Origin of the sequence: Pandoraea fibrosis (assembly GCF_000807775.2) — a bacterium.
Lineage (GTDB): Bacteria > Pseudomonadota > Gammaproteobacteria > Burkholderiales > Burkholderiaceae > Pandoraea > Pandoraea fibrosis.
Genome location: NZ_CP047385.1, coordinates 2,754,787 through 2,776,689 on the forward strand (window position 1 = coordinate 2,754,787; position 21,903 = coordinate 2,776,689).

General features: G+C 64.7%; 16 protein-coding genes. 11 read left to right on the forward strand and 5 right to left on the reverse strand.

Annotated elements, in window-relative coordinates; all coding sequences use genetic code 11:
* Window positions 1-13: 13 nt before the first annotated feature.
* Entirely contained in the window at window positions 14-2,110 is a 2,097-nt protein-coding gene (gene prpR / locus PI93_RS12265) for a propionate catabolism operon regulatory protein PrpR (RefSeq protein WP_236109290.1), read from the reverse strand.
* A 341-nt stretch (window positions 2,111-2,451) separates the two neighbouring features.
* Between prpR and prpB the strand changes: the two genes are divergently transcribed.
* From prpB to PI93_RS12295, 6 genes are all read left to right on the forward strand, one after another.
* A complete protein-coding gene (prpB, locus tag PI93_RS12270) occupies window positions 2,452-3,342 on the forward strand; it encodes a methylisocitrate lyase (protein WP_039371279.1) in 891 nt (296 codons plus the stop codon).
* Window positions 3,343-3,370: 28 nt separating this feature from the next.
* Window positions 3,371-4,522 (forward strand): bifunctional 2-methylcitrate synthase/citrate synthase, encoded by a 1,152-nt coding sequence (prpC, locus tag PI93_RS12275; RefSeq protein ID WP_039371282.1) that lies wholly within the window; start codon window positions 3,371-3,373, stop codon window positions 4,520-4,522.
* Between the two features lie 130 nt (window positions 4,523-4,652).
* Complete coding sequence (acnD, locus tag PI93_RS12280; RefSeq protein WP_039371284.1) at window positions 4,653-7,265, forward strand: Fe/S-dependent 2-methylisocitrate dehydratase AcnD; 2,613 nt, start codon at window positions 4,653-4,655, stop codon at window positions 7,263-7,265.
* 11 nt (window positions 7,266-7,276) lie between these two features.
* Complete coding sequence (gene prpF / locus PI93_RS12285) at window positions 7,277-8,467, forward strand: 2-methylaconitate cis-trans isomerase PrpF (protein ID WP_039371287.1); 1,191 nt, start codon at window positions 7,277-7,279, stop codon at window positions 8,465-8,467.
* A 24-nt stretch (window positions 8,468-8,491) separates the two neighbouring features.
* Window positions 8,492-9,940 (forward strand): bifunctional 2-methylcitrate dehydratase/aconitate hydratase, encoded by a 1,449-nt coding sequence (locus tag PI93_RS12290; protein WP_039371291.1) that lies wholly within the window; start codon window positions 8,492-8,494, stop codon window positions 9,938-9,940.
* Between the two features lie 90 nt (window positions 9,941-10,030).
* Complete coding sequence (locus PI93_RS12295; protein ID WP_080759240.1) at window positions 10,031-10,831, forward strand: aminoglycoside phosphotransferase family protein; 801 nt, start codon at window positions 10,031-10,033, stop codon at window positions 10,829-10,831.
* Window positions 10,832-10,863: 32 nt separating this feature from the next.
* Here the strand turns inward: PI93_RS12295 and PI93_RS12300 are convergent, their stop codons facing one another.
* Entirely contained in the window at window positions 10,864-12,015 is a 1,152-nt protein-coding gene (locus tag PI93_RS12300; RefSeq protein ID WP_039371296.1) for a glycerate kinase, read from the reverse strand.
* A 552-nt stretch (window positions 12,016-12,567) separates the two neighbouring features.
* Here PI93_RS12300 and PI93_RS12305 point away from each other — a divergent pair.
* The 4 genes from PI93_RS12305 (at window position 12,568) to glpK (ending at window position 17,315) form a co-directional block, all read left to right on the forward strand.
* Window positions 12,568-13,071 (forward strand): hypothetical protein, encoded by a 504-nt coding sequence (locus PI93_RS12305; protein WP_039371297.1) that lies wholly within the window; start codon window positions 12,568-12,570, stop codon window positions 13,069-13,071.
* A 130-nt stretch (window positions 13,072-13,201) separates the two neighbouring features.
* Complete coding sequence (locus PI93_RS12310; protein WP_236105583.1) at window positions 13,202-14,065, forward strand: DeoR/GlpR family DNA-binding transcription regulator; 864 nt, start codon at window positions 13,202-13,204, stop codon at window positions 14,063-14,065.
* Window positions 14,066-14,244: 179 nt separating this feature from the next.
* Window positions 14,245-15,783, forward strand: a complete 1,539-nt coding sequence (gene glpD / locus PI93_RS12315) for a glycerol-3-phosphate dehydrogenase (RefSeq protein ID WP_052240714.1) — start codon at window positions 14,245-14,247, stop codon at window positions 15,781-15,783.
* Between the two features lie 29 nt (window positions 15,784-15,812).
* Window positions 15,813-17,315 (forward strand): glycerol kinase GlpK, encoded by a 1,503-nt coding sequence (gene glpK / locus PI93_RS12320; protein ID WP_039371300.1) that lies wholly within the window; start codon window positions 15,813-15,815, stop codon window positions 17,313-17,315.
* A gap of 745 nt (window positions 17,316-18,060) precedes the next feature.
* On the opposite strand, the gene PI93_RS12325 is transcribed toward glpK, so the two are convergent.
* Window positions 18,061-18,765, reverse strand: a complete 705-nt coding sequence (locus PI93_RS12325; RefSeq protein ID WP_039371303.1) for a fumarylacetoacetate hydrolase family protein — start codon at window positions 18,763-18,765, stop codon at window positions 18,061-18,063.
* Window positions 18,766-18,841: 76 nt separating this feature from the next.
* Window positions 18,842-19,261 (reverse strand): VOC family protein, encoded by a 420-nt coding sequence (locus tag PI93_RS12330; protein WP_039371306.1) that lies wholly within the window; start codon window positions 19,259-19,261, stop codon window positions 18,842-18,844.
* Window positions 19,262-19,450: 189 nt separating this feature from the next.
* Here PI93_RS12330 and PI93_RS12335 point away from each other — a divergent pair, with 189 nt between their 5' ends.
* Window positions 19,451-20,386 carry a LysR family transcriptional regulator gene (locus PI93_RS12335; RefSeq protein WP_039371310.1) on the forward strand — a complete coding sequence of 312 codons (936 nt, stop codon included), beginning with the start codon at window positions 19,451-19,453 and terminating at the stop codon, window positions 20,384-20,386.
* Here PI93_RS12335 and PI93_RS12340 read toward each other — a convergent pair.
* Window positions 20,371-21,900, reverse strand: coding sequence for an efflux transporter outer membrane subunit (locus tag PI93_RS12340; RefSeq protein WP_052240715.1), 1,530 nt, complete (start codon window positions 21,898-21,900; stop codon window positions 20,371-20,373). The two genes, PI93_RS12335 and PI93_RS12340, sit on opposite strands and share 16 nt — an antisense overlap.
* Between the last annotated feature and the right edge of the window lie 3 nt (window positions 21,901-21,903).

Sequence of the window (21,903 nt, forward strand, 5' to 3'; positions counted from 1 at the left end):
GCTTCGATGACATTCAGTCGTCCCGCGTGTCGCGAAGTTTGCGCCAGAGGGTCGAGCGACTGATGCCGAGCGCCTCGCAGGCGGCGCTGCGATCCCCCCCGCAGGCCGCCAGCGTGGCGTGAATGCGCTCGAGTTCCTCGGCGGCGCGCCGAGCGCGGCCCGACATGGGCGGCACCGGGTCCGCGCGCTCCCCGGTCATGTCCATTCCGGGCGACGCATGTGAGTCGATTTTCCGGCCGCTGTTCGCTTTTGAAACATCGGATGGCGCTGCGCCGAGCTCCGGGGCGATCTCGATCAATCGCGCATGACCGATTTCGCGGGCGTCGACGACGTCTGCGCACACGACCGCAATGCGCTCCAGCAAATTCTCCAGTTCCCGCACGTTCCCCGGCCAGCGATAGGTGGCGAGCAGCGGCAGCAGCGATGCCTGCAGCGCATCGACGCTCATCCGCGCCCCGGCGCGGGCGAGGGCGCGTTCGAGAAAGAGGGGAGTGAGGCGTGGCAGGTCTTCCATGCGTTCGCGCAGCGGCGGCAAGACCATTCGCAAAATGTTGAGCCGGTAGTACAGGTCTTCGCGGAACAGGCCAGCGGCGACTTGCTGACGAAGATCGCGGTGCGTGGCGGCAATCACGCGCACATCGCAGGGGACTGGCTCGGTCGCCCCCAGGCGCAGGACTTCGCGTTCCTGCAAGACCCGCAACAGCCGTGTTTGCAACGGCATCGGCATCTCGCCGATCTCGTCGAGGAAGAGGGTGCCGTTGTGAGCGGTCTCGAACAGTCCCGCCTTGCCGCCGCGCCGGGCGCCGGAGAAGGCGCCGTCTTCATAGCCGAACAGTTCGCTCTCGAGCAGCGTCTCCGGAAACGCGGCGCAATTGATGGCGACGAAGGGGTAGTCGCGCCGGCGGCTGGCGTTGTGAATGCCTTGTGCGAGCAGTTCCTTGCCGGTACCGCTCTCGCCGTGAACGAGCACGGTCGAATCGGTTTGTGCGTAACGGCGTGCCAGCGTGCGCACTTGCATCATTGCCGCCGAATCGCCGATCAGGTCGTCGAGCCGGTAGCGTGCCACGAGATGACGCGGGCGATGGCGCGAGCGAAGCGAACGATCCACGCGCGCGAACGATTGCGAGTCCTGGCAGGTGAGCAATGCACCTGTGAGCGTGCCCTGATCGAGCAGTGGAATTCGGTTGATGACCCATGTCTTGCCCGCCATCGAGACGATGGCTTCAAGCTCGGCGCTCGCGCTTTCCAGCGTGCGGGCAATATCCAGCGCGGGGGCAATCGCGTCCAGCGGGCGACCCAGCGCGTCGGCAACCGTCACGCCAAGCATGCTGGCCATCGACGCGTTGATGGCTTCGATGCGGCCGTTCAGATCGACTGCCGCCACGCCTTCGTGCAGGTGTCGCAGTACGGTGTCGAGCCGCTCGCGGCGTTGCGCCTCGATGCGGCCGAAACGCGCCACTTCGAGCGCAGTATCGAACGCTGCGCGCACCGAATCCTGCGAGTAAAGAAACACGCCTGTCAGTCCTGCCCGCTCGGCCAGCTCGGTCACGAGGCCGGGGCCGACGATGACCTGCATGCCTTCGTCGCGCAACCGGTGTACGAGGTCTTCCGCATCGTGCGCATCGAAATACGCGTGTTGGGCAATATCGAGGTGAAAGGCGCTCTTGAAGCGCTCGAACTCCTGGGCTGGGCGCGCATAAGACACCAGCGCGATCCGTGATGCGGGCGCGGGGGATGGCAGCGCACGACGCGCACGCGCCAGCGCATGCATCACGTCGAATCCGGTGACTTTCACGAGCACCACCGGCAGTGCGACGCGCTCGCGCAGAAAGGCACCATTCGATCCCGCAGCGACGATGCCGTCGACGCTACCCGGGGGTAAGCGTTCCAATGCCTCGATGACCGCGTCATACCCCTTGTCGATGATCTGCACGTCGGCTTGCGCGGCGTAGTCCGGCACGATATCTCGGTACAACTCGCCGAGCTTGCTGATGCCCACGGCCCAGATAACGGGCTTGCGTATGGCGAAGACCGGTTGCGCGAGTGCCGCGCGAACGACGCTGGTGCTCGATACGGGGAGGCGGGGTGGTAAATCGGTAGCGCTGGGCATGGCGTAGCTCGTCGGCGAACTGGCGGCGCGGGAATAGCGCCGCAGCAGGAGGTCCCCGAATCGTAGCATGATGCGACGCAATGTTTCATAATGAGTTTCAAAATGAAACGTCATGCGACGCGCATGCGATGACTCGCGCGACAACCGGCTTGACGTCAACGTCACACCCGCGAAGAATTTCCGCTGTCAAATGAACATCTTAGGTACGTCGTGCCGATGCTCGCGTCGGCTGATGTGCCCGGCTGGCACGGCCATTGCTAATGAAGTCACCGCAACTTAACCAACGTGCGATTCGGCAGGCTCAGGCCGCCGGTCGCGCACGACACGACCGAGGGACTCAAGTGACGCAAACCATTCGTTCGGCCGGCGCCGCCTTCCGCGAGGCCGTCAAGACCGAGCAACCGTTGCAGGTTGTCGGCGCTATTAATGCCAACCACGCTTTGCTTGCCAAGGCGGCCGGTTTCAAGGCGATCTATCTGTCCGGTGGCGGCGTGGCGGCGGGTTCGCTCGGCCTGCCCGATCTGGGCATTTCCACCCTCGACGACGTGCTCACCGATGTGCGCCGCATTACCGACGTCTGCGATCTGCCGTTGCTGGTCGATGTGGATACCGGTTTCGGTCCGTCGGCGTTCAACATTGCGCGCACGGTGCAGTCGCTCATCAAGTTCGGCGCCGGGGCAATGCACATCGAAGATCAGGTTGGCGCGAAGCGTTGCGGTCATCGTCCGGGCAAGGCCATTGTGAGCCAGCAGGAGATGGTCGATCGCATCAAGGCCGCGGTCGATGCCCGTACCGACGAGAACTTCGTCATCATGGCGCGCACCGACGCGCTGGCCGTGGAAGGCCTTCAGGCCGCCATCGATCGCGCCTGCGCGTGCGTCGAGGCCGGGGCCGACATGATCTTCCCGGAAGCGATGACCGAACTGCCGATGTACCGCCAGTTCTCCGACGCCGTGAAAGTGCCGGTGCTTGCGAACATCACCGAATTCGGCTCGACGCCGCTGTTCACGGTGGAAGAGTTGAAGAGCGCGCAGGTCGGCCTGGTGCTGTATCCACTCTCGGCCTTCCGCGCCATGAACAAGGCAGCGGAGAACGTCTATCACACGATTCGACGCGACGGCACGCAAAAGGCCGTTCTCGACACGATGCAAACGCGCGCCGAACTCTATGAGAGCATCGGCTACCACGCTTACGAACAGAAGCTCGACGCCCTGTTCGCACAACAGAAATAACCGAATCCCTGATCCTGGAGGAATGAGCATGAGCGAGACGACTGCCACTGGCCTCAAGCCGAAGAAATCCGTCGCCCTGTCGGGGGTGACCGCCGGCAATACGGCCCTGTGTACCGTGGGCCGTTCGGGCAACGATCTGCACTACCGCGGCTACGACATTCTGGATCTGGCCCAGACCTCGGAGTTCGAGGAAATCGCGTATTTGCTGGTCTACGGCAAGCTGCCGAGCGTGGCGGAACTGCGCGGTTACAAGGCCAAGTTGAAGTCGCTGCGCGGCTTGCCGGCCGCCGTCAAGGACGCCCTTGAGACCATTCCCGCTGCCGCGCATCCGATGGACGTGATGCGCACTGGCGTCTCGGTGCTGGGCACCGTGTTGCCGGAGAAGGACGACCATAACGTGCCGGGCGCACGCGACATCGCCGACCGACTGATGGCAAGCCTCGGCTCGATGCTGCTGTACTGGTACCACTACAGCCAGAACGGCGTGCGCATCGATGTCGAGACGGACGACGACAGCATCGGCGGGCACTTCCTGCATCTGCTTCACGGCGAGAAGCCGTCGGACCTGTGGGTGCGCGCGATGCACACCTCGCTGATCCTGTACGCAGAACATGAATTCAATGCGTCGACCTTTACGGCACGCGTGATCGCCGGCACGGGGTCGGACATTCACTCCGCGATCACCGGCGCCATTGGCGCGCTGCGCGGTCCGAAGCACGGCGGTGCGAACGAAGTGGCGTTCGAAATTCAGAAACGCTACGACTCGCCCGACGAAGCCGAGGCCGACATTCGCGCGCGCGTCGAGAACAAGGAAGTGATCATCGGCTTTGGCCACCCGGTCTATACCGTGAGCGACCCGCGCAACAAGGTCATCAAGGAAGTCGCACACGAACTGTCGAAGGATCAGCAGAACACGAAGATGTATGACATTGCCGAGCGTCTGGAGTCGGTGATGTGGGACGTCAAGAAGATGTTCCCGAATCTGGACTGGTTCAGCGCCGTGAGCTACCACATGATGGGTGTGCCGACCGCGATGTTCACGCCGTTGTTCGTGATTGCGCGCACGTCGGGCTGGAGCGCGCACATCATCGAGCAACGTATCGACAACAAGATCATCCGCCCGAGCGCCAACTACACGGGCCCGGAAGATCAGAAGTTCGTGCCGATCGACAAGCGCTGAGATCGCTGGGCCGGGCATGCTTTGCCCGGCCGGCGCGGGGTGGCGCTGGCTGGATCTGCGTCGCCGCCCCGCGCATCGCTCAGGCACATTGTTTGACCACCGCCACAGGCCGGGCCGACACTTTCCTCACATGATGAATACCGAATACCGCAAAACGCTGCCTGGAACGTCGCTCGATTATTTCGACGCCCGCGCGGCTGTCGAGGCCATTGCACCGGGCGCCTACGACACGCTGCCCTACACCTCGCGCGTGCTGGCCGAAAACCTCGTGCGCCGCTGCGATCCCGCGACGCTCACCGATTCGCTCAGGCAACTGATCGAGCGACGCCGCGATCTCGATTTCCCGTGGTTCCCCGCACGCGTGGTGTGCCACGACATTCTCGGCCAGACGGCACTGGTCGATCTCGCCGGTCTGCGCGACGCCATCGCGGCGCAAGGCGGCGACCCGGCGCTGGTCAATCCGGTGGTGCCGACGCAACTCGTTGTCGATCACTCGTTGGCCGTGGAGTGCGGTGGCTTCGATCCGGATGCGTTCGCGAAGAACCGCGCCATCGAAGATCGCCGTAACGAAGACCGTTTCGACTTCATCAACTGGACGAAGAACGCGTTTCGCAATGTCGACGTGATTCCGCCCGGCAATGGCATCCTCCACCAGATCAACCTCGAGCGCATGAGCCCGGTGATTCAGGTGACGGACGGTGTGGCTTATCCCGACACCCTGGTGGGCACCGACTCGCATACGCCCATGGTCGATGCCCTGGGCGTGATCGCCATCGGCGTGGGGGGACTGGAGGCGGAGAGCGTGATGCTCGGCCGCGCGTCGTGGATGCGTCTGCCGGATATCGTCGGCGTCGAGTTGACGGGCAAGCCGCAGCCCGGCATTACGGCAACCGATATCGTGCTGGCGCTGACCGAGTTTCTGCGCAAGGAAAAGGTGGTGTCCACCTATCTCGAGTTCTACGGCGAGGGTGCGGCGAACCTGACGCTGGGCGACCGCGCGACGATCTCGAACATGGCGCCTGAGTTCGGCGCCACTGCGGCGATGTTCTACATCGATTCGCAGACGATCAAATACCTCAAGCTCACCGGCCGCGACGACGCGCTGGTGGCATTGGTCGAGACCTACGCGAAGCAAACGGGTCTGTGGGCCGACAGTCTGACGAAGGTGCAATACGAGCGCGTGCTCACGTTCGATCTGTCGAGCGTCGTGCGCAACATTGCCGGCCCGTCGAATCCGCACAAACGGGTGCCGACGAGCGAGCTGGCCGCCCGCGGCATCAGCGGCAAGGTCGAGAACGAACCGGGCCTGATGCCCGACGGCGCGGTCATCATCGCGGCGATCACGAGCTGCACGAACACCAATAACCCGCGCAACATGATTGCCGCCGGCCTGTTCGCGCGCAATGCCAACCGTGCGGGTCTGGTGCGCAAGCCGTGGGTCAAGAGTTCGCTGGCGCCGGGCTCGAAGGCCGTCACGCTGTATCTGGAGGCCGCCGGTCTGTTGCCGGAACTCGAAGCGCTCGGCTTCGGTGTCGTCGCCTACGCCTGCACTTCGTGCAACGGGATGTCCGGGGCGCTCGATCCGGTGATCCAGCAGGAAATCATCGAGCGCGATCTGTACGCCACCGCCGTGCTCTCGGGCAACCGCAATTTCGACGGCCGCATTCATCCGTATGCGAAGCAGGCATTTCTCGCGTCGCCGCCGCTGGTCGTGGCCTATGCCATCGCGGGCACGATCCGCTTCGATATCGAGAAGGACGTGTTGGGTGTCGATGCCGATGGCAAGCCCGTGAAGCTTGCCGACCTGTGGCCGGCGGACGAAGAGATCGACGCGATCATCGCGAGCAGCGTCAAGCCGGAGCAGTTCCGCCGCGTGTATGAGCCGATGTTCGCGGCGTCTGTGCAGCACGGCGAGCCGGCCGAGCCGCTGTACAACTGGCGTGAGATGAGTACCTACATCCGTCGTCCGCCGTACTGGGAAGGTGCGCTTGCCGGTGAGCGCACGTTGCGCGGCATGCGCGCACTGGCCGTGCTGGGCGACAACATCACGACCGATCACCTCTCGCCGTCGAACGCGATCATGGCCGACAGCGCAGCCGGCGAGTACCTCGCGAAGATGGGACTGCCGGAGGAAGACTTCAACTCCTACGCCACGCACCGCGGCGATCACCTGACGGCGCAGCGCGCCACGTTCGCCAACCCGACGCTCAAGAACGAGATGGTCGTGGTCGACGGGCAGGTCAAGGCGGGTTCGCTGGCGCGCATCGAGCCGGAAGGCAAGATCACGCGCATGTGGGAAGCGATCGAGACGTACATGGCGCGCAAGCAGCCGCTCATCGTGATTGCCGGGGCCGATTACGGTCAGGGGTCGTCGCGCGACTGGGCGGCCAAGGGCGTGCGTCTGGCGGGCACCGAGGCTATCGTTGCCGAAGGATTCGAGCGCATTCACCGTACCAATCTGGTTGGCATGGGCGTGCTGCCGCTCGAATTCAAGCCGGGCACGAACCGCAAGACGCTGGGCATCGACGGTAGCGAAACGTTCGACGTGATCGGTAAGCGCACGCCGCGTGCGGACCTCACGCTGGTCATTCATCGCCAGAAGAAGGACGGAAGCCACGAGCGCGTGGAGGTGCCGGTGACCTGTCGTCTGGATACGGCCGAAGAGGTGTCGATCTACGAGGCGGGCGGGGTGTTGCAGCGCTTCGCGCAGGACTTTCTGGAATCGTCGCAGGCGGCTGCCTGAGGAGAGACGTGATGGCGCATCAGCCACAAATCCGTATTCCCGCCACCTATATGCGTGGCGGTACCAGCAAGGGCGTGTTCTTTCGCTTGCAGGACCTGCCTGCTGCCGCCCAGGTGGCGGGGCCGGCGCGCGACGCACTGCTCATGCGTGTGATCGGCAGTCCGGACCCCTACGGCAAGCAGATCGACGGCATGGGCGGCGCGACGTCGAGCACCAGCAAGACGGTCATCGTCGCGAAGAGCGAGCGGCCCGGGCACGATGTGGATTATTTGTTCGGTCAGGTGTCGATCGACCAGAAGTTTGTCGACTGGAGCGGTAATTGCGGCAATCTGTCGGCGGCCGTTGGCCCGTTCGCGATCAGCGGCGGGCTGGTGGACCCCGCGCGGGTGCCGCGCGCCGGCGTGGCCATCGTGCGTATCTGGCAGGCCAATATCGGCAAGACGATCATTGCGCATGTCCCGATGACAGACGGTGCGGTGCAGGAGACGGGCGACTTCGAACTCGACGGCGTGACGTTCCCGGCCGCCGAAGTTCAGCTCGAATTCCTCGATCCTGCGGCGGAGGAAGACGGCGAGGGCGGGGCCATGTTCCCGACCGGGCATCTCGTCGACGATCTCGAAGTGCCCGGTGTGGGCACTTTCAAGGCGACGATGATCAACGCCGGCATTCCGACCATTTTCCTCAATGCGGAAGATATCGGCTATCGGGGCACGGAATTGCAGGACGCGATCAACGGCGATCCGAAGGCGCTCGCGATGTTCGAGACCATTCGTGCGCATGGCGCGATCCGCATGGGCCTGATCAAGGAGGTGTCGGAGGCCGCGACGCGCCAGCACACGCCGAAAGTCGCCTTCGTGGCGAAGCCGGCCGGCTATACGGCGTCGAGCGGCAAGGCCGTGAATCCCGGCGACATCGATCTGCTGGTGCGTGCCCTGTCGATGGGCAAGCTGCATCATGCCATGATGGGCACCGCGGCAGTCTGCATTGGCGCTGCGGCGGCGATTCCGGGCACGCTGGTCAATCTGGCCGCCGGTGGCGGCGAGCGCAATGCCGTGCGTTTCGGGCATCCGTCGGGCACATTGCGGGTCGGGGCGGAGGCGAAGCAACAAGATGGCGAGTGGACGGTCACGAAAGCCATCATGAGTCGCAGCGCCCGTGTGCTGATGGAAGGTTGGGTGCGAATTCCCGGAGACGCGTTCTGAGCACGTGATCACAGGAGGTCGTCGATGTCTGCTGGCATCTCGAATGTGCGTCCCTCGCCCGACAAGGTTCTCTCAGACATTGTCGACTACGTCCTGACTTACGAGATCCGCAGCGATCTCGCCTTCGACACCGCCCGCAACTGCCTGATCGATACGCTCGGCTGCGGTTTCGAAGCGCTGTCCTATCCCGCCTGCACCAAGCTGTTGGGACCCATCGTGCCGGGCACGGTGGTGCCGAACGGCGCGAAGGTGCCTGGCACGCCGTATCAACTCGATCCCGTGCAGGCCGCGTTCAGTCTGGGCGCGATGATTCGCTGGCTCGACTTCAACGACACCTGGCTGGCTGCCGAATGGGGGCACCCGTCCGACAATCTCGGCGGCATTCTAATGACGGCCGACTGGCTCTCGCGCACGGCGGTGGCGCAGAGTCAGCCGCCGCTGACCATGCGTCATGTGCTGGCTGCCATGATCAAGGCGCATGAGATTCAGGGGTGTCTGGCGCTGGAGAACTCGTTCAATCAGGTCGGCCTCGATCATGTCGTGCTGGTGAAAGTCGCGTCGACGGCGGTTGTCGGCGAAATGTTGGGCCTTTCCCGCGACGAACTGATCAATGCACTTTCGCTCGCCTTCGTCGATGGGCAGAGTCTGCGCACGTATCGTCACGCGCCGAACACCGGCAGTCGCAAGTCGTGGGCGGCCGGCGATGCGACGAGCCGCGCCGTGCGGCTCGCGCTGATGGCACGTACCGGCGAGATGGGCTATCCGTCGGTGCTTACCGCCAGTACCTGGGGCTTTTACGACGTGCTGTTCAAGGGCAAGCCGTTCACGTTTGAGCGTCCCTACGGGTCGTATGTAATGGAGAACGTGCTGTTCAAGATCTCGTTTCCGGCGGAGTTTCACGCGCAGACCGCCGCAGAGGCCGCGATGACATTGCATCATCAATTGCAGGCAATGGGACGTAGCGCGCAGGAGATTCGCTCAGTCAGAATCCGCACGCATGCGGCGGCGATTCGCATCATCGACAAGCAGGGGCCACTCGCCAATCCCGCAGATCGCGATCACTGCATTCAGTACATGGTGGCGGTGCCGCTGTTGTTCGGGCGTCTGACGGCGGCCGATTACGAGGACGCGGTCGCGGCCGATCCCCGTATCGACGCGTTGCGCGCGAAGATCGTCTGCGAGGAAGATCCGCAGTTCACCCGCGACTATCACGATCCCGACAAGCGCTCGATTGCCAACGGACTGACCGTGACTCTGAGCGACGGCACCGCGCTCGACGAAGTGCTGGTCGAATATCCCATCGGCCATATGCGCCGGCGTGCGGAGGGAATTCCGCTGCTTGTGGAGAAGTTCAAGACGAATCTGGCGCGGCGGTTTGCCGCTCGCGCGCAATCGCGTATTCTCGACGTTGCGCTCGATCAGCAACGGCTCGAGGCGATGCCGGTGCACCAGTTTGTGGACTTGATGGTGTGATCTGGCGCCGAGCGCAGCCCCATCGATCACCCGCAGCGCCAGTGGCGCCTCAACGTCCGCCAACCGCCCCTACGCCCGATGGGCACGGACATGTTCGAACCGTATCTGAAACGATGGCGCCTCACCCGCGACGGCGAGGCGTTTACCTCTCATGCCGGCCAATTGCTGCCTGTGCGTCAGGGGCACACGCCTGCCATTCTCAAGATCTCGCATGAACCCGAAGAAATCGCGGGGGCGAATCTTATGGTGTGGTGGGGCGGCGACGGTGCCGCGCCTGTGCTGGCGCACGACGGTGAGGCGCTGCTGATGGTGCGGGCACAGGGCTCGGCGTCGCTCGCGGAGATGTCCAGAACGGGCCATGACGACGATGCAACCCGCATTCTTTGTGCGACCGTCGGACACTTGCATCGGCCGCGTGCCGGGCGCCGGCCGGCGCTCGCGACGTTGCATGACTGGTTCGGCGCGCTGCTGGCGTCGGCGCCGGGAGGGCCGTCCATCCTGCGTCATAGCGCGAATGCCGCGCTTGCGTTACTGAACGCGCCGCGTGACGAAGTCGTATTGCATGGGGATGTGCATCATGCCAACGTGCTGGACTTCGGCGACAGAGGGTGGCTCGCCATTGATCCGAAAGGACTCTACGGCGAGCGCGGCTTCGACTATGCGAATCTCTTCTGCAATCCCGACGACGACACGGCACTGGCGCCCGGCGTCTTTGCGCGGCGCGTCGAGATCGTGACGCATGCTGCCGCCATCGAGCATCAACGGCTGTTGCAGTGGGTATTGGCGTGGGCAGGGCTGTCTGCCGTCTGGCACGCTGAGGATGGCGGCGATGCCCGGGGCACGTTGGCGGTAGCGCGGCTGGCCGCTGCCGCGCTGGGCATCGTCGAATAAGGCAATCGCCGTGATGAGATGACGCGTGCGTCTCAGCCCTTGTGGGTATAGCGCAGGCGGGTCATCTGTTCCGCGCTGTCGGTGAGCAGGCCTGCGGCATCGGCAATCGCCTTTTCCAGCGTGGTCGGGCCGAACGTCAGCGAGAAACATCCCGAGAATACACGCGAGAGGCTATCGAGCGCGCTGCGATCGATGGCGCCCGAGAGCAGCGATGCGCTCGCACCTGCCTTGATGGCCACCTGCGCGGCAATCATCGGTGTCTTGCCGGAGAGCGTTTGCCCGTCGCTACGGCCTTCGCCGGTGATGAGCCAGTCGGCACCTTCCACCGCCTGCGGCAGGCCGACGCGCTCGGCGACCACCTCGGCGCCGGAGCGGAATTGCGCACCGAGCAAATGCAACGCAAAGCCGAGACCGCCTGCGGCGCCGGCACCGGCACGGCTCGCCGCTTCGTTGGCGTTGAACGCGCGATGGGCATGGCCGGCGAAATGCGCGATGGCGCGATCAAGCGGTTCGACCTGGGCTTCACTCACACCCTTTTGTGGTCCGAAGATTGCCGTCGCGCCTTGCGTGCCGTTGAGCGGATTGTTGACGTCGGACATGGCGATCAGCTCGCAGTCCTTCAGGCGGGCGTCGAGCCCGTTCAGATCGATCGATGCAACGCGATGAAGCGCCGCGGGCACCGGCGGCACGGCTTCGCCCGATTCGTCGAGCAGGCGCGCGCCGAGACCGACCAGCAGACCGGCGCCGCCGTCGTTCGTGCTGCTGCCGCCCAGACCGATGAGCACACGGCGTGCGCCGGTATCGAGCAGTGCGCGCAGCAGTTCGCCGAGGCCCACCGTCGAGCGCTCGGCCACCGGCGTCTGCATGCCGACGGGGTCGGTAATGCTCACCACATTGGCGCTCTCCAGCACCCCCGTGCCGTCGGGCATGATGCCGTACTCGGCCGTGACCGACGCCTGACCTGCGCCGCGCACGGACAGCGGCACCCGGCGCCCGCCGGCGGAGAGCAGGGCGTCGAGCGTGCCTTCGCCGCCGTCGGCCATCGGACGCAGCCGCAGATCGGCCTGCGGCAACACCCGGGCAATGCCGGACGCGATGGCGCGCGCCACTTCCGGGGCACTCAACGAACCTTTGAACGAATCGGGGGCGATGACGATGATCGGGGCTTGCGCATTGCTGGACATGGAAATCGGGACAGTCGCAAAAAGTGGATACGGGTTGGCTGGATTCACGTGCGCCACGGGTGTCGATCAGCCCGCTTGTTGTTATCGCTTATGGCGTACCGGCCGGATGGTCGATCCAGGGCCCGGTGGACGGGATGGCACGTCGGCTCGCAGCAGGGTCGTGCACGAGGCGGTGCGGCGCAGTGTGACAGAAACATGCAATATACGCGATTCGGGCCAGCGCGCATTGCGTGAATTGCCATGCTATGAATAACACGAGTAAGATGAGCGCCAACTGGCGGTGTGTCGCCCGATAGGCCGCATGGCCCGCAATGCAAGGCGCGGGGTGTGCGCGTGGGGCGTACCGGCATCACCAGAGCAGAACGAACAATACGGCGCGAGCTGTGGCCCGACCCGGATGCAGAAAGACATCGCGTGGCCAGTAGCCGACCATCCCTCAGCGATTGGGCGCCGGAACCAGATACTAGGTTGTCGACACGACGATGCCCGGCTGGCGGCGGCGGCCGGAAGACATGGCGCGTGCGACAGTCATTTGCAAGCGTGGAGCGGGGCATGAACCGGGGCAAAGACAGGAATTCCGGCACGACGCGTGGGGCGCGGCGCAGTGCCACTGGGGCGGTTGCCGCAGCGAGCGTGGCGCTCGTTGTGTTGCTGGCCGCATGCGCGCAGACGGCGCCCGTCGCATCGCGCGACGATCCGCCGGTCGGTAGCGTTGCCGACGTTGCACCGGAAAATGTAAAAGTCGAGACGTTGCCCGCCTATCGCGACACGATAGACGACGCGCGCAGCAACGGCGCCGTCTGGCAGGGGGCCTCGAAAAAGGCATTTGCGAGCGTGAGTGCCTGCACGGCGCGTCTCTGGAAGAAGCAACTGCCTTACGCCCGTCTGCAACGGCAAAAGGCCGGCACGGGCCAAACGCTCCAACTCTCCTCGCAGGACGACGGCATTCTCGCCGTTCTCGATCTCGCACCGCACAAGCCGGGCAGCCAGGGTTCGCTCTATCTCGGGTCGACCGGCCCGCAGTCGCTCGCCGACGCCGTGCGTCAGTGCCTCTGATCGCCACGGCCCGGCGGTAGTCGCCGGGCGTCATGCGGTTGTCACGGCGGCGTCATACAACGACGGGGTATCATGACGACGAACATGCCGCCGGCCGGGCGGCATGAGGGTTTTGACTGCGTGCGTACCGATGTCCCATACCGAATCCTCTGAATCCGTCGATGCTTCATCCGTCGATGTCACCTCCGTCGATACCTCAGGGGCGCCCACCGCGACAGGAGATGCGGCGCAGGCCTCGCTGAACCCGCGTCAGCAGGCGCTGTTCGACGCGGTGCGCCGCGACGGCTTCCTCACGGTCGACGAACTGGCCGCACGCTTCGACGTGACGCCGCAGACGATCCGGCGCGACATCAACTCTCTGGCCGAACGCAAGTGGGTGCGCCGCTACCATGGCGGCGTTGGCCTGCCGGGTGGGGCGGAAAACGACGCGTACGATGCCCGGCAGACACATCTGGCCGACGAGAAACGCCGCATCGCGGTACGTCTGGCGGAGCAAATCCCCGATCACGCCTCGATCTTCATCAATCTGGGCACCACGACGGAAGCCGTGGCCCGGGCGTTGTCACGCCACCGCGGTTTGCGCGTCATCACCAACAATCTGCACGTCGCCGCCATGATGAGCAGTTACGCCGATGCCGAGGTGATCATCACCGGCGGCGTAGTGCGCGCCCGCGATCAGGGCGTGACCGGCGAGGCTACGCTCGACTTCATTCGCCAGTTCAAAGTCGATTTCGGCATCGTGGGGATCTCTGCCATCGACGCCGACGGCACGCTGCGAGACTTCGATTATCGCGAAGTGCGTGTTGCCGAGGCGATCATCGCGCAGTCGCGCACCGTATTTCTGGCCGCTGACCACAGCAAGTTCGGTCGCCCCGCGCTTGTCCGGCTCGGACACCTGTCTCAGGTCGACGCGCTGTTCACCGATCGTCCGGTGCCTGAAGGCATGGCGCAGGTGATCGCCGAGGCGGGCACGGTGGTACACGTCGCGGACTGACGCGGCTCGCGGAACAAGATTGGCGCGAATTCGCACATCGAGGCAAGGAAATGCGCGAATTCGAAACTCAATTGACGTGATCTGTTAAAATTCGAATATCGATGTTCGAAAACGAACATCGATAACGAACAGTTTCGACCTTTCTCTGATTTGACGCCCATCACCCCGGGAGTGACGACGTGCAGACATCCGCCCATTCACCATCGGACAATCTCCTTGCACCCTACGACTTGCTGGTCGTCGGCGGCGGGATCAATGGAACGGGCATTGCGCGCGATGCCGCGGGGCGCGGTCTGCGGGTATTGCTCGTCGAGCAGGATGATCTGGCATCGCATACCTCGTCGGCGAGCACCAAGCTGATTCACGGCGGGTTGCGCTATCTCGAGTATTACGAGTTCGGTCTGGTCCGCAAGGCGTTGCAGGAGCGTGAAGTGCTGTTGCGCGCCGCGCCGCACATCATGTGGCCGCTTCGCTTCGTGATGCCGCATATGCCGAACCTGCGTCCGGCGTGGCTGATTCGTGCCGGGCTGTTCCTCTACGATCATCTGGCACGGCGAGAAATACTGCCGGGCTCGCGCGGCATCGATCTGCGCCAGCATCCGGCCGGTGCGCCGTTGCGCCGCGATCTCACGCGCGGTTTCGTCTACTCGGACGGCTGGGTGCAAGATGCGCGTCTGGTCGTGCTCAACGCGCAGGATGCCGCCGAGCGCGGCGCCACGGTTCTCACGCGCACGCGCCTCATCGGCGCGGATCGCGGCGAGCACATGTGGACGGCACAGATCGAGACGCCCGACGGCTCCCACCAGACCGTGCGCGCGCGGGCCATGGTGAATGCGGCCGGGCCCTGGGTCGGTCATCTGCTGGGTGAGGTGCTGCGCCAGAGTGCAACGCACCGCGTGCGCATGGTCAAGGGCAGCCATATCGTGACGCGCAAGCTGTTCGATCACGATCACGCCTACATCTTCCAGAATCCGGACAAGCGCATCATCTTCGCGATTCCGTATGAGCGCGACTTCACGCTGATTGGCACAACCGATATCGAGTATCACGGCGACCCGGCGCACGTTGCGATCAACGATGACGAGATCGCTTATCTCTGCAAATCGGCCAGCGAGTATTTCACCCGGCCGATCGTGCCGGGCGATGTCGTCTGGACTTATGCGGGCGTGCGGCCGTTGATGGAAGAAGAGGTCTCGAACCCGTCGGCCGTCACGCGCGATTACAAGCTCGAGCTGGATGCCTCCGCCAAGCGTGCGCCGCTGCTGTCGGTATTCGGCGGCAAGATCACGACGTACCGTCGTCTCGCGGAAGAGGCCATGTCGCACCTGCACGGCCCGCTGGGCTTCACGCATGGCGACTGGACGGCGGGCGCGCCGCTGCCGGGGGGCGACATGGCCGAGCCGGATGCCGGCGCCTTCGAAACATCGCTGCGTGCGCAGTTTCCGTGGCTACCGCAGGCGCTGGCGCATCGCTACGCGCGCACCTACGGTACGCGCACGCATGTGCTGGTGGGCGATGCGACCTCGCTCGACGGGCTGGGGCAACACCTCTGCGGCGATCTGTATGAAGCCGAACTGCGCTATCTTGTGCAATACGAATGGGCGCGCACTGCACAAGACGTGTTGTGGCGCCGGACCAAACTTGGTCTGCACGTCGGAAAGGACGGCGAAGCCAGCGTGCAACAGTGGTTCGCGCAGCACATGGAAATGGCTGCCTGACGTTCACACAAAAACAGGAGACAAGCGCAATGGCAGGAGGCGGCTACATCCTCGCGTTCGATCAGGGTACGACCAGTTCGCGAGCATTGCTGTTCGACCGCGATGGCCATGTCGTGGCAACCGCACAGAAAGAATTCCGTCAGATTTATCCGCACCCCGGATGGGTCGAGCACGATCCGCGCGAGATCTGGTCGACGCAGGCCGGCGTGGCTGCCGAAGCATTGACGCATGCCGGTGTGGGTGGCAGCGACATCTCGGCCATCGGCATCACAAATCAGCGCGAGACGACCGTTGTCTGGGACCGCCGCACGGGCGAGCCGGTATATAACGCCATTGTCTGGCAGGACCGCCGCACGGCCGATTTCTGCGATGCGTTGCGTGCGCAGGGCAAGGAAGCGCTGGTATCGAGCCGCACCGGGCTGCGCATCGACTCCTATTTTTCCGGCACCAAGATTCGCTGGATTCTCGATAACGTCGAGGGGGCGCGCGAGGCCGCCGACGCCGGGCATCTCGCGTTCGGCACGGTCGATAGCTGGCTCGTCTGGCATTTGACGGGGGGCAAGCTGCACGTCACGGACGTGTCGAATGCGTCGCGCACCATGCTCCTCAACATCCATACGCTCGCGTGGGACGACGAGCTCCTCGCATTGCTCGGGGTGCCGCGCAGCATGTTGCCCGAGGTGCGCTCGTCGAGCGAAGTGTTCGGCCACACGGCCACGCCATTGTTCTCGGTGCCGGTGCCGATTGCGGGTATCGCGGGCGACCAGCAGGCGGCGCTCTTCGGCCAGATGTGTCTTTCACCGGGCATGGTGAAGAACACCTACGGCACGGGTTGCTTCATGGTGATGAACACCGGCAGTCAACCGCAGGCATCGCGTCACAACCTGCTCACGACCGTGGCGTGGAAGATCGGCGAACGGGTGGACTATGCGCTCGAGGGCAGCATCTTCATCGGCGGTGCGGTCGTGCAGTGGTTGCGTGACGGACTCGGCATCATTCGCCACTCGCGCGATGTGGAAGCACTCGCGACCAGCGTGCCCGATGCCGATGGCGTTGTGCTCGTGCCGGCGTTCGCCGGACTCGGCGCGCCACATTGGCAACCCCATGCACGCGGCACGCTGTTCGGCGCCACGCGTGGCACCACCGCCGCACATGTGGCGCGGGCCGCACTCGACAGCATCGCCTTCCAGACGCTCGACGTCTTGCGCGCCATGGAGGCCGACGCCGGTCTGCATGTGTCGGAGTTGCGTGTCGATGGCGGCGCGGCGGCCAACGATCTCCTGATGCAGTGGCAGGCAGATTTGCTGGGGGCCGATGTAGTTCGCCCGAAGGTGATCGAGACGACAGCGGCGGGTGCCGCCTATCTCGCCGGACTGGCCGTCGGATTTTGGCCGGACATCGACACGCTGCAACGTCAGTGGCAGCTACAGCGACGGTTTTCCCGCAAGCTCTCCGAGAGCGACGTGACCCGTGCCGTGAGCGGCTGGCAGCGCGCGGTGCGTGCGGCCAAGGTCTGGGCGGAAGAGGGCTGAAGCCACCTGACGAGGGTTGGCTTCAGCGCAAGGCTCTCCCGGGCGCCACATGGCGGCGATCGCCAGCGGCATCGTGCCGCCGGTGCCGCCAACTCGCACACCGCTCACGCGGATGACGGCGGGCCGACTTGGCCGGGCTCGCAGGCGCGAGCGACCGGACGCAGGGACTTAGGGCGCAAGGCCCGGTTCGGCGCATTTGCATGATCCCCTCCCTGAAGATTTCCCATCGTCCGACATGAATCGGTCACCGGTGCAATCCGTCCGCGTCCGGGGCGCTCCCGGCGAGGGATAGGCATCGGGCGTGCCGGGGCCATGTGGCGTTCATGGCTTGATTCCCGAGGCGGTCGACCCGGGCGAGGAGACTTCCCCGGAAGCGGACGGCTTGCCCCCTCATCAATGCGAGAAGCATGCCAATCGATGCAACTCATTGAATCGACAGGAAAGTTCGTTGGTTGAAACAGCGTGTTCGCTGTCCTTCGAACGAAAACGTTTCAGGAATGAAAGGCTGGGTGGGGGAGAAACACGGGAAGTGACAGCGTGTTGCAAAGCGCCTGCCGGGGCGCGTGAGTGCCGCACCGGTGACGGCAAATTAGGCAATGCACTTGACACTCAATGCCGGCGGGCGTTTGCGCCGCCGGCCGAGGACTTATGCAAAGGGTTATCAACAGTTGCTGTGGATATCCTTGCCGACCGGTGCAGGGGCCGTAAGATCGTCGCCACGATGATCGGACGACGAATCAAATCGTCAGGCCGCGGGCTTCTTGCCGACGGTGAAGGCAATCTCTCCCACACCGGCTACGCCGGCGCTGACCTTGTCGCCCGGTTCGAGCGGCCCGACGCCAGCCGGCGTGCCGGTGAAGATCAGGTCGCCTGCGGCGAGCTTCACGCTGCGCGAGATCTCGGCGATCAGATCGGGCACCGACCAGATCAGTTCGTTGAGATCGCCGGTCTGACGGGTTTCGCCGTTCACGTCGAGCCAGACGCGGCCTTCCTTCGGATGCCCCACTTCCGCCACAGCGTGCAGCGGGCCGCAGGGTGCCGAGGCGTCGAACGCCTTGCCCCAGTCCCACGGACGACGCGTGTCTTTGGCCTGCTGCTGCAGGTCGCGACGCGTGAGGTCGACACCCACTCCGTAGCCCCACACGAGCGACAGTGCCTGGCGGGCATCGACGTTCTCGCCGTCGGCACCAATGGCCACGACCAGTTCGATCTCGTGATGCAACTCGCTCGTGAGCGGCGGGTAGGGCAGCGTGCCTTCGGCCGCGACCACGGCGTCAGCCGGCTTCATGAAGAAGAACGGCGGCTCGCGATCCGGATTGCTACCCATCTCGCGCGCATGCGCAGCGTAGTTGCGGCCGACGCAGAACACGCGGCGCACGGGGAAACGGGCGTCGCTGCCTGCGACGGCGACCGACGCCTGAGGCGGCGCCGAAATAACGAATTGGCTCATGAGAAGACTCTCGGCTGAAACGAAACAATAACTAACGATAGACAAGCGCCGACACACGACGGCGCCTTGAACCGCATTACTTGGCGAAGACCTGCGACAAGTCGGCGAACGCCTTGAACTCCAGTGCGTTGCCGGCCGGGTCGTAGAAGAACAGCGTTGCCTGCTCGCCCACCTGTCCGGCGAAGCGAATATGCGGTTCGATCACGAAACGGGTGCCGGCGGCGCGCAGGCGGTCGGCCAGTGCGTGCCAGGCGGCCATGTCAAGGATAACGCCGAAATGCGGGACAGGAACCTCGTCGCCGTCGACCGGATTCGTGATGCGCTTGCCGGCCTCGTCCGGCGAGAGATGCGCGACCAGTTGATGGCCGAAGAAATCGAAGTCGATCCAGTGATCGGAACTGCGGCCTTCGGGGCAGCCCATCACGCCGCCGTAGAAGCGGCGGGCCGCTTCGAGGTCGTCGACGGGAAACGCGAGGTGAAAGAGCGGTGTTGCCATGTGGACTCCGGTGCAATGTGGGGTTGAGCGAGGTGCGAATGTCGCGACGTCTCGCAGACGTCCTTTTTTCCTTGGCTATCGGCGCGTGAACACTGACAACGGCCGCACCGATTTGCTGTAAATTCTATCCATCGATAAAAATAATCAAAAACGAATAATTCGACCGCTCAGTCACAAAATTTTCGATCAATGATCCGTTACCTGAAAACCTTCGTCACGGCAGCCGAAACCGCGTCGTTCTCGGCGGCGGGGGCGCGTCTCGGACTGACACAGTCGGCTGTGAGTGCCCAGATTCAGCGGCTCGAGGACGATCTCGGCGTGCAACTCTTCGAGCGGACCGGCCGCGCCGTGTCGCTATCGGACGATGGTCGCCGTTTGCTTGCACAGGCGCAGGGCGTGATTTCGGGGTATCAGGCCATGCGCGGCGAGGCCGGGGCGCATGACGGTCAGGCGGCGCTCGCACCGATTCATGTCGGCGCCATCCTCACCGTGCAGCTTGGTTTGCTGCCGGGAGCGGTGCAACGCTGGACGGCGCTCGGTGCCATGCCGCATCTGAACATCGTGCCGGGCATGTCCGTGCAATTGCTGGGGCAGCTCGACGCAAAAGAGCTTGATCTGGCCGTGATGATCCGACCGCGCATCGGCGTGCCGGCCGATATGAAATGGCTCACGCTGATGCAGGAGCCCTATGTCGCCATCGCACCAAAGGGCACGTGTGGCACGGTGGCCGATTGGGCGATGGCAATGCCCTTCGTGCGCTACAACCGACGCTCCTACGGCGGCGATCTGGTGGATCGATACCTGCGGCGGCATCGGCTGTGGGTGCGAGAAGGCGTGGAGCTGGACGAGCCCGAGGTCATTGTTCGGCTGGTGCGTGCACGATTGGGATGGTCGATCGTGCCCGCGACGCTCATCGGCCTGCCGGTCGATGCCCATGCCGCAGCGAAAACGGCAAAGGCCGGCAAAGGCGGCGGCATGCTCGCGCAGGGCGTTCAGGTGCTGTCGTTGTCCGGTGCACCGCTCACCCGCGAGCTTGGGGTGCTCGTGCGTCAATCGGCGCTCAAGCGTGCGCCGGTCGCCACGCTGATGAAGTGTCTCGCCGACGAGGCTCAGTCGCTGGGGTAGGGATTGGCCGTTGCGGCGGGGGCATCGGCCGTTGCCCCACCGAGCGCCTGCCAAAGGGCCGCCGTGTCCGTCAGACGTGCGCCCTGGGCGTCGAGCCGGGCACGCGTGGCGTCGAGTGCCTGACGTTGTGCGTCGAGCAGCGCGAGATGGCTGATGCCGCCCACGCGGTATCGCTCGCTCGCAATCCGGAACGCGGCTTCCGCGCGCCGCGCCGCGTCGTCCCGTGCGGCGAGTGTGCTGGCGTCCGCCTCCAACGCGCGCATCGCGTCGGCGACCTGTGCCAGGCCGAGCAGGACGGTGTCCTGATACGACGCCAGTGCCGCGTCATAAGCGGCGACGGCGGCGCGCCGTTGTGCGCGTAACTCGCCGCCGCGAAACAGCGGTTGCAGCAGATTCATGCCGATGTTCCAGATGTTGATGCCGTTGCCCAGATCGGCCGTTCGCATGCGCTGGGTGCCGAAGCTGCCGGAAAGGGTGAATTGCGGATACAGATTCGCCGTCGCCACGCCAACGTCGGCACTGGCTTTGTGCAGCAGCGCTTCCGAGGCGCGAATATCCGGGCGTCGCCGGGCCAGTGTCGATGGCAGGGAAACGGGAACCGCGCGCGGCAGGTGCAGGCTGTCGAGATCGATGACGGGCGACGTGAACGCCCCGGGCGGCTGACCGGTCAGCCGCGCCAATTGATGATCGTACTGGGCGATCTGCAAGCGCAGTGCGGGCAACTGCGCTTCGGTCTGCGCCACGAGTGCGGCCTGATTCTCGACGTCCAGTGTGGCGACGCCGCCGGCACGTTGACGCGAACGCGTGATATCGAGCTGCGCGCGCTGAGCGCTCGCCATGCCTTCCAGCGCCGAGAGTTGCGCCCGTGCGCTGGCTTGCCGCAAAGCGGCCGTCACGACATTGCCCGCAAGGGAGAGCCGGGCGGCCTCCGCTTCGAAGCGTTGATAGTCGATCTGGGCGGCCAGACCTTCCAGTGCCCGTCGGTTGCCGCCGAACACGTCCAGCGTGTATGAGACATCGACACTCGCGTTATACAAGGTGAACGGCCCGGGACTCGGCACGCTGGTGATGCCGAACGACGCCAGATCGACTTGCTCGCGTGTGGCGGAGAGTTTCAGATCGGCAGAGGGCAGCAATCGCGCGCCTGCCTGCGCGCGGTAGTCTTCTTGCGCCTGACGCAGCTTCGCCTGCGCCTGCCGCAGCGTTGGGCTATCGGTCAGCGCTTGCGCGACGAGCGCGTCGAGCGCAGGGGAGTCGAAACGTGTCCACCAGCGCGACGGTACATCGTCCCCGGCGACGAGGGTTTGCGCGGCGCCCTGCGCGCCCTCGGTGCCGAGGGTCGTGGCCGACTGAGTACCGGTGGTGTATTGCACAACGTTGGCGGGCTCAGGCGTGTGGAAGTCCGGCCCGACCGCGCAGGCGGCGAGTGTGGTGCTGAGCCCGAGGGCAAGCCACCCTCCGAACGTCAGGCGGTGGGTTGCACAGTGACACGTCGCACGTCGGGCAACTCGCATGAT

What these genes read in the sequence shown, in the direction of transcription:
- PI93_RS12290 (WP_039371291.1), top strand. Translation starts at nt 8,492, where the DNA reads ATGTCTGCTGGCATCTCGAATGTGCGTCCCTCGCCCGACAAGGTTCTC.
- prpC (WP_039371282.1), top strand. Translation starts at nt 3,371, where the DNA reads ATGAGCGAGACGACTGCCACTGGCCTCAAGCCGAAGAAATCCGTCGCC.
- prpR (WP_236109290.1), bottom strand. Translation starts at nt 2,110, where the DNA reads ATGCCCAGCGCTACCGATTTACCACCCCGCCTCCCCGTATCGAGCACC.
- PI93_RS12325 (WP_039371303.1), bottom strand. Translation starts at nt 18,765, where the DNA reads ATGAGCCAATTCGTTATTTCGGCGCCGCCTCAGGCGTCGGTCGCCGTC.
- PI93_RS12335 (WP_039371310.1), top strand. Translation starts at nt 19,451, where the DNA reads ATGATCCGTTACCTGAAAACCTTCGTCACGGCAGCCGAAACCGCGTCG.
- prpF (WP_039371287.1), top strand. Translation starts at nt 7,277, where the DNA reads ATGGCGCATCAGCCACAAATCCGTATTCCCGCCACCTATATGCGTGGC.
- acnD (WP_039371284.1), top strand. Translation starts at nt 4,653, where the DNA reads ATGATGAATACCGAATACCGCAAAACGCTGCCTGGAACGTCGCTCGAT.
- PI93_RS12305 (WP_039371297.1), top strand. Translation starts at nt 12,568, where the DNA reads ATGAACCGGGGCAAAGACAGGAATTCCGGCACGACGCGTGGGGCGCGG.
- PI93_RS12310 (WP_236105583.1), top strand. Translation starts at nt 13,202, where the DNA reads ATGTCCCATACCGAATCCTCTGAATCCGTCGATGCTTCATCCGTCGAT.
- glpK (WP_039371300.1), top strand. Translation starts at nt 15,813, where the DNA reads ATGGCAGGAGGCGGCTACATCCTCGCGTTCGATCAGGGTACGACCAGT.
- PI93_RS12295 (WP_080759240.1), top strand. Translation starts at nt 10,031, where the DNA reads ATGTTCGAACCGTATCTGAAACGATGGCGCCTCACCCGCGACGGCGAG.
- PI93_RS12300 (WP_039371296.1), bottom strand. Translation starts at nt 12,015, where the DNA reads ATGTCCAGCAATGCGCAAGCCCCGATCATCGTCATCGCCCCCGATTCG.
- PI93_RS12330 (WP_039371306.1), bottom strand. Translation starts at nt 19,261, where the DNA reads ATGGCAACACCGCTCTTTCACCTCGCGTTTCCCGTCGACGACCTCGAA.
- PI93_RS12340 (WP_052240715.1), bottom strand. Translation starts at nt 21,900, where the DNA reads ATGCGAGTTGCCCGACGTGCGACGTGTCACTGTGCAACCCACCGCCTG.